General features: G+C 69.9%; 17 protein-coding genes. 8 read left to right on the forward strand and 9 right to left on the reverse strand.

What is annotated here, in order from left to right; genetic code table 11:
- Positions 1–23 precede the first annotated feature (23 nt).
- Both A3G1_RS36905 and A3G1_RS39060 read left to right on the forward strand, forming a co-directional pair.
- A complete protein-coding gene (locus tag A3G1_RS36905) occupies positions 24–719 on the forward strand; it encodes a 4'-phosphopantetheinyl transferase family protein (RefSeq protein ID WP_157641412.1) in 696 nt (231 codons plus the stop codon).
- Between the two features lie 26 nt (positions 720–745).
- Entirely contained in the window at positions 746–1,417 is a 672-nt protein-coding gene (locus tag A3G1_RS39060; RefSeq protein ID WP_018352420.1) for an NAD(P)H-binding protein, read from the forward strand.
- 3 nt (positions 1,418–1,420) lie between these two features.
- On the opposite strand, the gene A3G1_RS0125965 is transcribed toward A3G1_RS39060, so the two are convergent.
- From A3G1_RS0125965 to A3G1_RS0125975, 3 genes are all read right to left on the reverse strand, one after another.
- A complete protein-coding gene (locus A3G1_RS0125965) occupies positions 1,421–1,939 on the reverse strand; it encodes a DinB family protein (RefSeq protein WP_018352421.1) in 519 nt (172 codons plus the stop codon).
- Between the two features lie 51 nt (positions 1,940–1,990).
- The gene (locus tag A3G1_RS0125970) at positions 1,991–2,614 is read right to left on the reverse strand and encodes a hypothetical protein (protein ID WP_018352422.1); all 624 of its coding nucleotides are present in this window, start codon (positions 2,612–2,614) and stop codon (positions 1,991–1,993) included.
- A 286-nt stretch (positions 2,615–2,900) separates the two neighbouring features.
- Entirely contained in the window at positions 2,901–3,098 is a 198-nt protein-coding gene (locus A3G1_RS0125975; RefSeq protein ID WP_018352423.1) for a hypothetical protein, read from the reverse strand.
- Between the two features lie 297 nt (positions 3,099–3,395).
- Between A3G1_RS0125975 and A3G1_RS40845 the strand changes: the two genes are divergently transcribed.
- Positions 3,396–4,595: an NsdA family TPR-like regulatory protein gene (locus tag A3G1_RS40845; protein ID WP_157641413.1), complete on the forward strand. Its 1,200-nt coding sequence runs from the start codon at positions 3,396–3,398 to the stop codon at positions 4,593–4,595.
- On the opposite strand, the gene A3G1_RS0125985 is transcribed toward A3G1_RS40845, so the two are convergent.
- The 3 genes from A3G1_RS0125985 to A3G1_RS41520 all read right to left on the reverse strand — a co-directional run bounded on the left by A3G1_RS0125985 (position 4,563) and on the right by A3G1_RS41520 (position 7,867).
- Positions 4,563–5,129, reverse strand: a complete 567-nt coding sequence (locus tag A3G1_RS0125985; protein WP_018352424.1) for an NUDIX hydrolase — start codon at positions 5,127–5,129, stop codon at positions 4,563–4,565. The genes A3G1_RS40845 and A3G1_RS0125985 overlap by 33 nt on opposite strands.
- Positions 5,130–5,216: 87 nt before the next feature.
- Positions 5,217–6,752: an alkaline phosphatase D family protein gene (locus A3G1_RS0125990; protein ID WP_245563597.1), complete on the reverse strand. Its 1,536-nt coding sequence runs from the start codon at positions 6,750–6,752 to the stop codon at positions 5,217–5,219.
- The gene (locus A3G1_RS41520) at positions 6,749–7,867 is read right to left on the reverse strand and encodes a hypothetical protein (protein ID WP_018352426.1); all 1,119 of its coding nucleotides are present in this window, start codon (positions 7,865–7,867) and stop codon (positions 6,749–6,751) included. Before A3G1_RS41520 ends, A3G1_RS0125990 begins: the two co-directional genes overlap by 4 nt.
- 157 nt (positions 7,868–8,024) lie before the next feature.
- Here A3G1_RS41520 and A3G1_RS36920 point away from each other — a divergent pair, with 157 nt between their 5' ends.
- The gene (locus A3G1_RS36920) at positions 8,025–8,381 is read left to right on the forward strand and encodes a GtrA family protein (RefSeq protein ID WP_157641414.1); all 357 of its coding nucleotides are present in this window, start codon (positions 8,025–8,027) and stop codon (positions 8,379–8,381) included.
- A gap of 10 nt (positions 8,382–8,391) precedes the next feature.
- Here A3G1_RS36920 and A3G1_RS36925 read toward each other — a convergent pair whose 3' ends face one another.
- Positions 8,392–9,171 carry a trypsin-like serine peptidase gene (locus A3G1_RS36925; RefSeq protein ID WP_018352428.1) on the reverse strand — a complete coding sequence of 260 codons (780 nt, stop codon included), beginning with the start codon at positions 9,169–9,171 and terminating at the stop codon, positions 8,392–8,394.
- A complete protein-coding gene (locus tag A3G1_RS0126010) occupies positions 9,168–9,548 on the reverse strand; it encodes a DUF2304 domain-containing protein (protein ID WP_018352429.1) in 381 nt (126 codons plus the stop codon). Before A3G1_RS0126010 ends, A3G1_RS36925 begins: the two co-directional genes overlap by 4 nt.
- A 125-nt stretch (positions 9,549–9,673) precedes the next feature.
- On the opposite strand from A3G1_RS0126010, the gene A3G1_RS0126015 reads away from it, so the two are divergent.
- The 4 genes from A3G1_RS0126015 (at position 9,674) to A3G1_RS40860 (ending at position 12,311) form a co-directional block, all read left to right on the forward strand.
- Positions 9,674–10,309, forward strand: coding sequence for a dTDP-4-dehydrorhamnose 3,5-epimerase family protein (locus tag A3G1_RS0126015; protein ID WP_040479913.1), 636 nt, complete (start codon positions 9,674–9,676; stop codon positions 10,307–10,309).
- Between the two features lie 38 nt (positions 10,310–10,347).
- Complete coding sequence (gene pafA, locus A3G1_RS0126020) at positions 10,348–11,706, forward strand: Pup--protein ligase (RefSeq protein WP_018352431.1); 1,359 nt, start codon at positions 10,348–10,350, stop codon at positions 11,704–11,706.
- Between the two features lie 135 nt (positions 11,707–11,841).
- Positions 11,842–12,024, forward strand: coding sequence for a hypothetical protein (locus A3G1_RS0126025; RefSeq protein ID WP_018352432.1), 183 nt, complete (start codon positions 11,842–11,844; stop codon positions 12,022–12,024).
- A gap of 137 nt (positions 12,025–12,161) precedes the next feature.
- Positions 12,162–12,311: a hypothetical protein gene (locus A3G1_RS40860; protein ID WP_018352433.1), complete on the forward strand. Its 150-nt coding sequence runs from the start codon at positions 12,162–12,164 to the stop codon at positions 12,309–12,311.
- A gap of 29 nt (positions 12,312–12,340) precedes the next feature.
- Here the strand turns inward: A3G1_RS40860 and A3G1_RS0126035 are convergent, their stop codons facing one another.
- Positions 12,341–13,393, reverse strand: coding sequence for a DUF3866 family protein (locus A3G1_RS0126035; RefSeq protein ID WP_026212527.1), 1,053 nt, complete (start codon positions 13,391–13,393; stop codon positions 12,341–12,343).
- Positions 13,394–13,398: the final 5 nt, after the last annotated feature.

Below are 13,398 nucleotides of genomic sequence, written 5' to 3' on the forward strand. Positions count from 1 at the left end.
GAACGGGGTGGCACAATCCGGCTGTGGTGATCCAAGTTGTGTGGGCGACGACCGGCCAGGCCCGGCCGGAGCACCGGGAGTGGTTCAGCCCAGCCGAACGGGAGCGCTGGGCGGCGTACAAGGCGCCGAACGCACAGGCGCAGTTCGCGGTGGGCTGCGCGATCACCCGGGCCGTCCTGGCGGAGCTGACCGGCGCCGGGCCCGCGGAGCTGGAGATCGACCGGGAGTGCTCACGGTGCGCCGGGCCGCACGGCAAGCCACGGGTGCCGGGCAGCGCGTGGAAGTTCTCGGTCAGCCACTCCGGTGACCGGATCGGGGTCGCGTTCGCGGAGGGTACCGAGCTGGGCCTCGACATCGAGCAGGTCACCGGGGCCGCCCGCGACGGGGTGGCCGGCATGATGCTCGCGCCGGCGGAGCTCGCCGCCTGGCAGGCCATGCCGGAGCCGGAGCGCACGTCCGTCTTCTACACGTACTGGGCCCGCAAGGAGTCGGTCCTCAAGGCGACCGGCGACGGGCTGACCGCCTCCCTGCCCGAGGTGCGGGTGACCCCGCCGGGCGAGCCGCCGAGGCTGCTGGGCTACCCGGGCGGGGCGATCGTCGAGGCGAGCATGGCCGACCTGGACGGCGGTCCGGGCTACGCCGCGGCGCTGACCGTGCTCGGCCCCGGCCCGATGGCCCCCGTCGAGTACCGCGACGCGGCCCGGATACCCGGCTTCTGAGGCCGCCAGGCACCTATCCTTGCGGCATGGGTACCTATCGGGCTGTGGTCGTCGGTGGCACCGGGGCTGTCGGCTCCTCGCTGGTCAGCGAGCTGCTGGCCTCGCCTGCGTGTACCGAGGTTGTCAGCCTCGGCCGCCGGGCAGGCCCGGAGCGTGAGGGCCTGACCCAGCACGTCGTCGACCTCCGCGACCTGGAGTCCGCGACCGCCGAGGCCGGCGCCGGGTGCACGGTCGCGTTCTGCACCCTCGGCATGGGCCAGCCCAGCAAGGAGTCCAGGGCCGACTTCCTCCGGGTCGACGTCGAGTACCCGGCGGCGTTCGCCAGGGGAGCGAAGGCCGCCGGGGCCGGGCACATCAGCCTGCTCAGCTCCGTCGGGGCCAGCGAGAGCTCGCGGGCCTTCTACCTGCGGGTCAAGGGCATGGCCGAGGCGGCGATGAGCGCACCGGGCTTCGGCCGGGTCAGCCTGTTCCGGCCGAGCCTGCTGACCACGCCGCAGAGCCGGTACGGCTGGCGCGACACCGTCTACCAGGCCGTCATCCCGAAGGTCTCGTGGGCGCTGCCCTCCCAGTACCACGAGATCAGCGTGGCGGACCTCGGCCGCGCGATGCGGCTGAACGCCGAGCGGACCGGAGCCGGGCTGGAAGTCCTGTACTACAAGGACTTCGCGGCCCTCCTCCGCCCCGTCTCGGGTTTCTGACCCCTAGGACCTGTCCAGGCGTTCGCGGATGACGTCGGCGTGCCCGTTGTGCTGTGCGTACTCCTCGATCACGTGCAGGTACACCCAGCGAAGGTTGACCTGGCCGGTCGGGGCGCCGTCGTCGGCCACCGGCTCGGCGAGGTCCCGCCCGGCGGTCACGGCGTCGGCGGCCTCCTGCTCGGCGAGCAGGGTGGCGAAGTCCGCCTCGGGGTCGGCGTCCGCCACGAGGCCGAAGTCGCCGCCCTCCAGTTCCGGTGTGGAGTAGATGTCGGGCAGGTCGAGCTGCCCGTACTTCACCCGGAACCAGAAGCGCTCGATCTCGGCCATGTGCCGGACGAGGCCGAGCAGCGTGAGGCTGGACGGCGGGGCCGAGGCCGTCTTGAGCTGCCCGGCGGTGAGGCCGGCGCACTTCATCAGCAGATAGGTGCGCTGCCTGTAGAGGAAGTCACGCAGGGTGGCCAGCTCGGTATCGGCCATGTTGGTGCGGGGCCTGCGTTCGATCGTGGGTGCGGTCCAGGTCATGCGGTCATGATCGCAACCAGCACAATCCATTTCCGGTACCCGGCGGGACTCTCACTCCTGGTTCAGATAGGTGAGAACCCCTGCTACCTGCGCGGCGATGGCCGACCCGACCATCAGCCCCGCCACGATCCAGTACTTCCGCGTACTGGCTGAGCGGCCGGAGAACCCGGCCGTCTGCACAACCTCGGTGTCTGACAGGCGCTCGGACATGTGCGGCTGCGGGGCGCCCTCCGTCAGCAGCTCGATGGTGAGACGCGTGCCGGAAGGTATCGGGCCGGGGCCGAGGCGCAGCTCGTTCCTGGATGTCCTGGTCATGGGCTCCTCGGCCCGCTCGCCGGTCTTGCTGGCCGCGTGCAGCCTGATGACCTTGACGATGGGGACACCCAGGTCGAAGACGATGGGGCGGCCTGCGTCGAACTGGCTGTTCAGCACGTCGTGACGCCCAGTGGAGTCCACTGTGATCGTCTGCACGTGCGGGCTGGTGACGGGCTCGCCGGCCACCGTGACCGCGAGGTCCGGCAGCCGTCCTCCGGAGCTGGCGAGGAGGGGTACCGGCCGGCCGAAGCTGACAACGAGTCTCCGCCTGGGCGGATACAGGGCCCGCCAGGCGAAGAGCGCACTCAGGACAGTCACCGGAAGACCTGCGACGGCCACCCAGAGCAGGATCGTGTTCAAACCGTATTCCTTGAGATGGATCCATCGGGGCCCCGCAGTCTACGGGCACGGTGCGAGCCTGAGACGGACGGAGAAGCCCCCGCCGTGAGACGGGGGCTTCCTCGTAGGAGCCGGCCCGGCCACGGTCCACGCGCCAGGTGGACACGGTGCACATCGCCGCGTCCGGGTTGGCCCGACGGAGATCGAGATCAAGCCGCACGCCTCGAAGGGGTTATGCGCTTCTCAGCGACATCAAGCTTCCGTTCGCTCTCAACCATCGGGGTCGGGTTGGTGTCTCTTCCTGGCATCAGCGCTCACACGCCGGGTGGTACAGCGGGGCGATCGAGGAGTACACGTCGCAGCGGACGTACGCGACACCATCCAGCCGGGCGTACGGTGCGACCCGTTCCACCTGCTGGCCACGGAGATCCAGGCATCCGGCAGCACTCGTGCAGAGGATGCCGACCTCCGAAGCGGACGCCTCCTGAACGGGAAAGAGCTTCACATCGCCTCCACAGTGGAAACCCCGGCTGGCGCGCGTGCGGTCACTCAGCGTGGGAAGGCGCATCGGTGATCGGGACACGCCAGCCGGGGAGCTTGGGTGAGCGAGCCCCCGCCGGTGCTCTTCGCTGTGATCGCATGGCCAAGGGCTGTCAGCAGGGCTGGAACCTGGACTTTCCTGCCTACCCGACCAACGGGGGACGCTCACAGGGCGCTTGGCGCCCATAGACACAGCGTCCCTGACCGGAGACCATCGTTGAAGCAGGCGAGTATCCCCCGAAGTTCACCTCACGAGGTAGGTATGCAGCTTCCCGACCGGCACGCGCTGAAACTACATAGAAAAGAGGCTGGTTTGACCGTGCCTCAAGTTGCGGCCGGCCGCTTCAGCGCCAAGTACCTCTACAACGTCGAGTCAGGATCGAAGCCTGTCACGGTGTGGGTTGTGCAGGCGTATGAGCAGGCAGTAGGGAAGGCACTCATGGAACGCCGGGAAGCGCTGGGCCTTGCTGCGGGCGGGCTTCTCATGTCTTTGCCCGCCTGGCAAACGCCGGAAGGATCGACGAAGGGCCGCCGCGTTGGGGAGCCCGATGTGGAGTCCGTACGAGCTGTCACGTCTACCTTCCGACAACTAGACAACCGGTTTGGGGGCGACCAAGCGCGGGAAGCTGCCAGCCGCTATCTAGACAGTGACGTGATACCTCTGCTCAAAGACGGTCGGTACAGCGCTTCGGTGGGACTCAGCCTGTCCAGCGCGATAGCCGAACTAGTTCAGCTTGCTGGTTGGATGAGCTACGACGCTGGCTTGCACAGCGTGGCTCGGCGGTACCTGGCCCAAGCCCTCCAGCTTGCCCGCGCGGCAGAGGATGTCTCCCTTGAGGCCGAAATCCTTGCGGCCATGAGTCATCAGTGCACCTACCTTGGGGCCTCTGCCGAAGCCGTCGAGCTAGCCGAAGCCGCTTCACGTTCAGCTCGTTCCGCTGGAGTTCCCGCCCTGGTGGCAGAGGCCGGGGCAATGGCAGCCCACGCACACGCGACTGCGGGAGACGACCGGGCAGCGGCACGCGCCGTCGGCCTCGCAGAGGCGAGTCTTGAGCAGGCGGACCGATCTCAAGATCCGAGCTGGATCCGGTACCTCGATGAGGCTTACCTATCTGCCAAGTTCGGGCACACCTTCGTCACGATGACCGGCCGGGAGCCAACCCGGCGGGCTATCCGCTTTGCACAGCGATCGCTGGACATGGACTCGTCGTATGTACGCGGCAGGGCATTCAACCTGGCACTACTCGCACGGGCACACCTTCAGGACACAGAGCCCGTTGCGGCCTTGGAATCGGCCAGGACGGCTCTCGCCCTGACGGCGGGTCTGAAGTCGAAGCGAGCGGTTGACTACCTTGCCGACCTGTACACCAGATTCCAGCCATTCGAGACAGAACCAGGCGTGATCGAGTTCCGGCGGGACGCACGGGTTCTACTCGACAGCTACGCTCCCGCGCGTGGCTAGTACGTGGCAAAGCGCGGCGACAGAGGCGGCACCGATGATCTTTCCTTCTGCGATCAGGCCAAGGACCGATGAGAGGGGCACCCACTCAACTCGGGCAGCCTCGTTGATGTCCGCCGGGCTGCCGGTGTAGGTGGCTCCCTCCGAAGCGAAGAGAAGGTTCTCAGCGTCGGCCGTGCCGACCATCGGCTGTACCGCAGCAAGCAACTTCAAGCCCTCCGGACGCCAGCCAGTCTCTTCCTCAACCTCACGGGCTGCCGTTACCTCCGGCGGCTCGTTCTCATCCACGTACCCGCCCGGCAGCTCCCACACCCAACGGTCAGGGATGAACCGATGACGCCAGAGCATCAACACCCGCGCTTGGTCGTCAACCACGGCGACGATCGACGCCTTCGGCAGACGTAGAACCCACTGCTCGAACGTCACACCGTTCGGGAGTTCGACAGAGGCGATGCTGACCCGTGCCCGCCGGGTGTCGTCCACCAGGCGCTCATCGTGGATCTTCCACAGGGACGATTCGGGCTGGGCTTCGGTCATGGGATGACCCTAGCCTTCCAGGACATGTACCCGTGAGCCTGAGGCGGACGGAGAAGCCCCCGCCGTGAGACGGGGGCTTCCTCGTGACTACGGGTTGCGGCGGTACTGAGCCGGGAGGCTCTTCGTCGCCGGGTCCTCGTACGCTCCCGCCCGGCCACGGTCCACGTGCCAGGTGGACACAGTGGACATCGCCGCGCTCGGGTCGGCCCGGTCCGCCGTGACCCGCATGTGAGCGGTGAACCGCTGCGGGGTCACGTGGTAGAGGTCGTAGCCGTAACGGTTGCCCTCGAAGTACTGGAGATGCGGGTTGCCAGCGCCCATCTTCGGGCCGTTCGCGGCGTTCCACGACGAGGAGTAGGCGCTGGACGTGATCGAGTGCGCGACGAACTCCGTGCCGATCACGGGCGAGGACGTGTTGTCGAAGTCCGGCCGCAGGTCCTGGACGAAGGCGCTGTGCCAGTCGCCGGTGACCGTGACGAAGTCGGAGAGCCCGGCAGCGTGCGCCCTGGTCAGGATGTCCTTGCGTTCGGTGAGGAAGCCGTCCCACTGGTCGGTGAACATGTAGCCGCCGCCGGGGCCGCTGCGCAGCTGGCCCAGCATGATCGAGTTGGCCCAGACGTGCCAGCCGCCGCTGCGGCCGCCGATCCGGTCGAGCAGCCACTGCTTCTGCGTCGCGCCGAGGATCGTGCCGTCGCTGAGGTTCTGCGCCGAACGGTACTGCCGCAGGTCCAGCACCACGAGTTCCAGCAGGTCACCCCATTGGCGGTACCGGTAGATCTGCGGGTCGGGCAGCGCGGTGTCCGTCCCGTCGATCCGCAGCGGCTGGTTCTCGTACCACGCCTGGTAGGCCGCAGCCCGGCGTGCCATGAACGGCGCGTCGGCGCTCGAACCAGAGTAGTCGTTCACCACCTCGTGGTCGTCCCACGTCAGGTACCAGGGGTGGGCCGCGTGGGCCGCGCGCAGCAGGGGATCGCCCTTGTAGAGCGCGTGGGCCTTGCGGTAGTCGTTCAGCGTGTACTGGGTGCCGAGTTCCGTGTGCTCGTACGTGTAGTCGCCGAGGTGCACGACGAAGTCGATCGAGCTGTCGGCGGCGATCTCGCGCATGCCCGAGTACTCGCCCGACTGGTAGTTCTGGCAGTTCAGCGTCGCGAAGCGTACCTGGCTGAGCGCGCCGACCCCAGCGGTCTTCGTCCGGCCGACCACGCTCTTCTGCCCGAGCGCCGCGAACTGGTAGTAGTACCGCTGGCCGGGCGTCAGCCCGTGCACCGGCACGTGCACGCTGTGCCCGAGCAGCACACTCGCGGCCACGGAACCGGAGGCCACGACGGCCGTCATCGCCGGGTCGGTCGAGACAGCCCAGTCCACCTGCACGATGTCGCTGAGCGGCTGCGTGTCGGCCAGCGGCTGCGGGGCCAGCCGGGTCCACAGCACCACGCTGGTCGGCAGCGGGTCGCCGGAGCCGACGCCGAGTGTGAAGGGCGCGGGGTCCCAGCTCGCGCCGAGCGCCTGGGCCGCTGCGTGTGCCGCCTTCGGGCCCATGCCGGGCATCAGCGGCCACGCGGCGCCCATCGCGCCCGCTGCCAGCGCGGCGGCGAGGAGGTCACGGCGGTTGAGGGACATCATGCGGCTCCGATGGTGAGGGTGAGGGCGTCGGCGTAGCCGTCGTTGGAGGTACCGCCGGCCCGGCCGAACAGCAGCAGCACCCGGGCGGTCCGGCTGCCCGGCGGGACGGTGCCGGTCGCCGACCGGTAGAACAGGCCGGTACGGCCACCCCGGTCACCCGAGGTCACCGGGCCGAGCACGACCAGCCCCAGCGGCGGGCCGGACGCCGGCAGGAACTCGACGGACAGCCGGACGCCGTCCTCCTGCGTCAGGTACCCGCCGAGCCAGCCGCCGAACGTGAACCGCGCCCGGCCGGCGTCGATGTCGGCCACGCCCGGCAGCGTGACGGTCTGGGCGAGCCGGGTACGGGCCGAGTTGCCGCCCGCCAGGAAGTTCGCGCCCCGGTCGGACGGCCCCGGGTCGCTCGCGGTCGGGTACCCGCCGGACGTGCCGTACCGGACGACCGACGCCGCACCCTCCACAGTGATCCAGCCGGGGATCGTGGCGCTCGGCTCGCCAGAGCCGCCAGCGCTGCCCTCCGCCGAAGGGTTCACGATCAGGTTGCCGGACGGCGGCGCGCCCACGGTCACCGTGAGAGTGAGCGAGTCGGCGTACCCGTCGTTGGAGCTGCCACCCTTGCGCGTGAACAGCAGGCTCAGCCGGGCCTTGCGGGCACCGGCCGGGATCGCGGCGGTCACCGAGCGTTCCAGGAGCTTCGTCACGCCGCCCCGGTCGGAGGCGCTGACCGGCCCTGCGGTCGCCGAGCCGAGCACCTGGCCACTCGCGCCCAGGAACTCGGCGGTCAGCTGCGCGCTGTCCTCCTGGCCCGCGTACCCGCCGAACCAGCCGCCCAGCCGGTAGCTGGCCAGGCCGGCGTCGATCTCAGCCTGGTCAGGGAGCGTGACCTCCTGCGTGATCCGTGACTTCGGCGAGGTCCCGCCGCCGAAGAAGTTCACGCCACGGTCCGGTGGCCCGGGGTCGCCCGGGCCGGGGTAGCCGCCGCCGGTGTCGTACCGGATGACGGCCACACCGCCCTCAGCGGCCTGCCAGCCGGGAATCTGCCCGGCCGGGGAACCGCCTCCGCCGGGGCCGGTCTCGGCTCCCGGGTTGACGATCAGATTGGCGGATGTGGACACACTGCCTCCTGGGCGGCTGCCTGCGCGTGGGGGTGGAAAGTGGGTGCAAGCCTGGCCGATCCGCGCGTAACGAGGCAAGATCCAGCAAGGCCAACGGCACATGAACTTTCCACCGCGGATCTCCGGGCCCGGCAGCCATCGCGTACCGTTGGCGACCGTGAGTTTCCGGTTCCTGCTGGCCGGCGGGCTGAGCTTCGCCGTGGACTTCGCGGCGCTCTACCTCCTGCACGGCGTGGCCGGAGTGTGGCTGCCACTCGCGACGGCCACGGCATTCACCGTCGCCTTCTTCGTCAACTTCGCCCTGAACCGCACCTGGGTCTTCCAGGCCACGGGCGGGGCCGGGCGGCACCTGTTCCGCTACACGTGCCTCGTCGCCGCGAACCTCGCCGTCACGGTGGCCCTGGTCGCGGCGCTCACGGCCCTCGGCACGCCGTACCTGATCGCGAAGGCCTGTTGCACCGGCACGCTGTTCATCGCGAACTACTTCGTCTCGAAAAAGTGGATCTACGCCTGATCCGGCGCTGTCACGCCGACGCGGCCCGCGCGTACAGCTTGCCGATCGCGGCGCTGAAGTAGGCGCTGTAGGACACGTCAGCGGTGTCCCCGCCGCCCTCGTACCCGCCGATCACCCCGACCAGCTTCCCGCCGGACAGCAGCGGCCCGCCGCTCGTGCCGGTCGTGAAGCCCTCGCAGTCGATCCGGAGCTGGAACTCGTCCTGCTGGCTGGTGCGCGTCTCGCAGACGACCGGGTTCTCCTTGTCCGCCGGATACCCGGTCATCCGGATCTGGTGCTCGAACCCGGTGTCGAAAACCGGCTCGTGCGAGCCCGTCACGTCCTCGATCCGCCGGGAGCCCGAGACGTCGGCGACCTGGAGGAACGCCACGTCGAAGTTCTCGTCCTCCTCGTCGGTCCAGCGCTCGTCGACGAACCGGGCCACGACCCGCCACACGCCGAGCGGGCGCTGACCGTCGTGATAGGACGGTACGAAGAGGAACTCGCCGTCGGGCACGCAGTGCGCGGCGGTGGCGACCATGTTGCGCTGCGGGCTGCGGACGACGCTGCCGGTACACAGGCGCTGGCCCTCTGGGGTGAAGAAGACGCCGATCGACGGGTCGGCCGTCAGCGCAGGCGTGCTCATCGCCCAGTCGCCGGACTCGGGGTCCGGCCGGGAGCCCGGCATCGGCGCGCGCCAGGTCACCGACGCCGCCACCAGCCCGCCGATCACGGCAACGACCAGCAGGCCGCCGCCGATCAGCCCGGCGGACGGTCCCCGGCGGTCCTGCCGGTGCCGCTGCACGCTCACCTGCCGCCGTCCTTCACCGCCACGGCCCCTTCGAGCCGGCCCTCCAGGTCCTCCAGCCGGGCGCGCATCAGGGCCACCTCCTCGGCCAGCGTGCGGGTCTCCTCCTCCAGGGTGGACGTCTCCCACGACAGGTGCACGCACACGAGCAGCAGGAACGCCGCCGCGAGGAACAGCACGAGGCTGACACCGCTGACGATGCCCAGCGCGTTGGCCAGGCGGTCGAGCTGGCGGGGGAGCACGGCCAGCGGCAGCACGGCCAGGCCGACGAGCAGCCACAGGATGCCGTACTTCTCCCGGAGCTGACGGCGGCGGAGCAGCTCGAAAATGATCACGAGCAGCGTGAAGCCGATCGTTGCCGTGACGACGGTAAGCCGCACGCCGCACCTCCAGGACAGTAATGGCGTTCACTGTACGACGGCGTCCGAGGGCCGATCCGGGCGGCCAGTACCGGATAGGCTGCGCACGGTAACCACAGTGACGGAACCCTATGGGAGAACTGACCGTGCGTATCGAATCCCTCGGCATCGACGGCGCCTTCGTGATCACCCCCGTAGCGCACGCCGACCGGCGCGGGATGTTCATGGAGTGGTACCGGGCCGACCAGTTCGGCACGGCGGCGGGCCACCCGCTCGGCCTCGCCCAGGCCAACATCTCCGTCTCCGCCCGTGGCACCGTGCGCGGCGTGCACTACGCGGACACCCCGCCGGGGCAGGCCAAGTACGTGACCTGCGTGAGCGGGGCCGTCATCGACTACGTCATCGACCTGCGCACCGGCTCGCCCACCTTCGGCCAGCACCGCACCGTCCGCCTCGACACCACCGGCCGCCGCGCCGTGTACCTCGCGGAGGGGCTGGGCCACGCTATCTGCGCCCTGGAGGACCAGACCACATTGGTGTACCTGTGCTCCGAGCCCTACACGCCGCAGGCAGAGCACGAGATCTCGCCGCTCGACCCGGAGCTGGGGCTGGACTTCCCGATCGCGCGTTCCGAGCTGATCCTGTCCGAAAAGGACCTCGCGGCCCCCAGCTTCGCCGAGGCGGCGGCCAGCGGCGTGCTCCCGTCGTACGCCGTCTGCCAGGCCTTCTACCGCAGCCTGCCGGTGCCGCGCGATCCCGACCCGAAAACGTACGGTGTCTGAGCGGTCACATTGTCATTGCCGGCCGGTAAGGTCACTACATGGACCGGCGCATCTTCGGAATTGAGACGGAGTACGGGGTCACCTGCACGTTCCACGGGCAGCGCAGGCTGTCCCCGGACGAGGTGGCGCGCTACCTGTTCCGCCGCGTGGTGTCGTGGGGACGTTCCAGTAACGTCTTCCTCCGCAACGGCGCGCGGCTCTACCTTGACGTTGGTTCCCACCCCGAGTATGCGACCCCGGAGTGCGACTCGGTCTCCGAGCTCGTCGCGCACGACCGGGCCGGCGAGCGGATCCTGGAAGGGCTGCTCGTCGACGCAGAGAAGCGGCTGCACGACGAGGGCATCGCCGGCGACATCTACCTGTTCAAGAACAACACCGACTCCGCCGGCAACTCCTACGGCTGCCACGAGAACTACCTGGTCTCCCGGCACGGCGAGTTCGGCAGGCTGGCCGACGTGCTGATCCCGTTCCTCGTCACCCGGCAGCTGATCTGCGGGGCCGGCAAGGTGCTCCAGACCCCGCGCGGCGCGGTGTACTGCCTGTCGCAGCGCGCCGAGCACATCTGGGAGGGCGTGTCGTCCGCGACCACCAGGTCCCGGCCGATCATCAACACCCGCGACGAGCCGCACGCCGACGCCGAGCGGTACCGGCGGCTGCACGTCATCGTCGGTGACTCGAACATGAACGAGGTGACCACCCTGCTCAAGGTGGGCACCGCCGACATCGTGCTCCGCATGATCGAGGCCGGCGTCGTCCTGCGCGACCTCACCCTGGAGAACCCGATCCGGGCGATCCGCGAGGTGTCCCACGACATCACCGGCCGCCGCCCGATCAAGCTCGCCAGCGGCAAGGACGCGAGCGCGCTGGAGATCCAGCGGGAGTACCACTCGAAGGCCGTCGAGTTCCTCACCAAGCGGGGCGACGACCCGACGACGGCCAGGGTGCTGGAGCTGTGGGGCCGGGTGCTCGACGCGGTCGAGGCCGGGGACCTGAGCCGGATCGAGCGGGAGATCGACTGGGTGGCGAAGCTCAGGCTGATCGAGCGGTACCAGGCGCGGCACGACCTGCCGCTGTCCAGCCCCCGGGTCGCCCAGCTCGACCTGGCCTACCACGACCTGCGGCGCGGCCGTGGCCTGCACGCGCTGATGGAGAAGCGGGGCGTGGTCGACCGGGTGGTCGGCGACCTCCAGATCTTCGAGGCGAAGGAGACCCCGCCGCAGACGACCCGCGCCCGGCTGCGCGGCGAGTTCATCCGCCAGGCCCAGGAGAAGCGGCGGGACTTCACCGTCGACTGGGTGCACCTCAAGCTGAACGACCAGGCGCAGCGCACGGTGCTGTGCAAGGACCCGTTCCGGGCACACGACGAGCGGGTCGACAAGCTCATCGCGAGCATGTGACCAGGCACTGAGCGCAGCCCCCGGGAGAGGTTCCGGGGGCTGTGTGCTGTTGTGGGCGGTATGCCACCGGTAACTGATCCGTGACCAGCGATCGGCTGGCTGGGGTGGGCGGCGGGTTGTAGGCTCGGCAGCGCCATGAGTAACGATAAAACCGAGCGCCCGGACTTCATCACCGGCCGCATGCAGCGCCGCCGCGCCAAGATCGCGGCCGAGATCCGCCGCAACCGCGAGGGCGGCCACAGGGTGCCCACCTGGCTCCTCGCCGTCCTGCTGGTGGTGGTCCTCGCCGCCTGGGCCTGGCTGATCTTCTCCGCGTAGCCGCCGCTCCGCCGTCTCCACCCACGGGTGTACAGCTGTTCACAACCCCGGTTTGACGATCGGCTCCCGGAGCGCGGATAGCGTTCTTCTCCTGGCCGCCACGGGGGCGGAGCGAGTCGCAGCGCTAGGAGGGCATCATGTCCGAGCAGCACCGGTTACCCCGCAAGTCGCTGAAGAGCCTCTTCGACGCGAAGGTCCGCGAGAACTCGCGGAACGCCGGTCAGGTGTTCCCGTCGATGGAGATGTGGCAGGAGCTGAACCCGCTGTGGATGCAGCCCCTCCGCTGAGCGGTGCCGGCGGCCGGGCCGCGCGGAGCTCAGATGAGTGATGCCGCGTGCCGCCCGGCTGCCGCCGCGGCGAGGAAGTAGTCCGTCTCCTGGTCGAGGCTCCGGCCCATCGTCGACAGCTTCACCGGGAGCGCGCGGAGGGCGGCGTCGAGCCCGTCCGGCTTGACGTGCACGAGCCGGTGCCGTCCCAGCAGCGGCGTGAGCTGCTCGGCGAAGGCCGGATCGCAGCCCTCGTGGAGTACCAGGTCGGCCGGCGCGAGCGCCACCCGCCCGTACGCGGTCAGCGTGTGGTGCGAGACGCCGCGGTGCCGTGGCCTCGGGTCCGCAGTGGACAGCCGGACCGAGCCGATCGGCCGCCCGCCCAGCGTGGCCGCCGCGTTGATCGCCTCGCCGGCCGCGACGCCGGAGAAGCCCCACGTCGTACCGGTGCCGAGGTTCCCCGGCCCCTGTGCCACGATCGCCACGTCCGCACCGAGCGCGTGCCGGGCGGCCAGCAGGCCGGAGTGCGTGTTGGTGGCTTCGAGGTCGCCGCCGAAGGCCTGCCCGACCGTGACGGTCCCGGCCAGCAGCCCGGACAGCGCGTCGAGATTCCGGGAGAACCAGGCCGGCAGGGCACCGCCGTCGGTCATCACGTACGCGACGCGAGCGGCTGGCCGGTCGGCGAGCACCCCGGCCAGCAGGGCGGGGAGCGCGGAGTGGAGGTCGGCGACGAGTACCGGCAGGCCGCCGAGGTCGTCGGCGTCGGCGAGCGCCGCGCGGTGCGGGGAGTCGTCCTCGTCGGCGGCCAGCACGATCACCTGCTGCGGCGTGTACCGGGCCTTCACCACGTGCCCGGGCCCCGGCCGGTCGGGTGGCAGCCGGTCGGGCAGGGCCACGACCAGCGCGTACCCCCCGGTACCGAGGCCGAGGTCGAGCGCTCCGGCGTTGAGCAGGACCCGGTCGCCGGGTACGGGCTCGCCCACCATCACCGGGTATGCCAGTGCGCGGGCTATGCCTCCGCCGTCCAGGGTGACGTCGAGCTCGACGGCGCCCCTCCACGAGCGGCGGATGAGTTCCACGGTTCCGGATCGCCAGCGCAGCACCCCCG

Source organism: Longispora albida DSM 44784, from assembly GCF_000379825.1.
In the GTDB taxonomy this organism is placed as follows: domain Bacteria; phylum Actinomycetota; class Actinomycetes; order Mycobacteriales; family Micromonosporaceae; genus Longispora; species Longispora albida.

Bases quoted from the DNA above. Each gene is read 5' to 3' on its own strand.
- A3G1_RS39060 (WP_018352420.1), top strand. From the start codon at position 746: ATGGGTACCTATCGGGCTGTGGTCGTCGGTGGCACCGGGGCTGTCGGC.
- A3G1_RS0125985 (WP_018352424.1), bottom strand. From the start codon at position 5,129: ATGACCGAAGCCCAGCCCGAATCGTCCCTGTGGAAGATCCACGATGAG.
- A3G1_RS40860 (WP_018352433.1), top strand. From the start codon at position 12,162: ATGTCCGAGCAGCACCGGTTACCCCGCAAGTCGCTGAAGAGCCTCTTC.
- A3G1_RS0125990 (WP_245563597.1), bottom strand. From the start codon at position 6,752: ATGATGTCCCTCAACCGCCGTGACCTCCTCGCCGCCGCGCTGGCAGCG.
- A3G1_RS0125965 (WP_018352421.1), bottom strand. From the start codon at position 1,939: ATGACCTGGACCGCACCCACGATCGAACGCAGGCCCCGCACCAACATG.
- A3G1_RS40845 (WP_157641413.1), top strand. From the start codon at position 3,396: ATGCAGCTTCCCGACCGGCACGCGCTGAAACTACATAGAAAAGAGGCT.
- A3G1_RS0126025 (WP_018352432.1), top strand. From the start codon at position 11,842: ATGAGTAACGATAAAACCGAGCGCCCGGACTTCATCACCGGCCGCATG.
- pafA (WP_018352431.1), top strand. From the start codon at position 10,348: ATGGACCGGCGCATCTTCGGAATTGAGACGGAGTACGGGGTCACCTGC.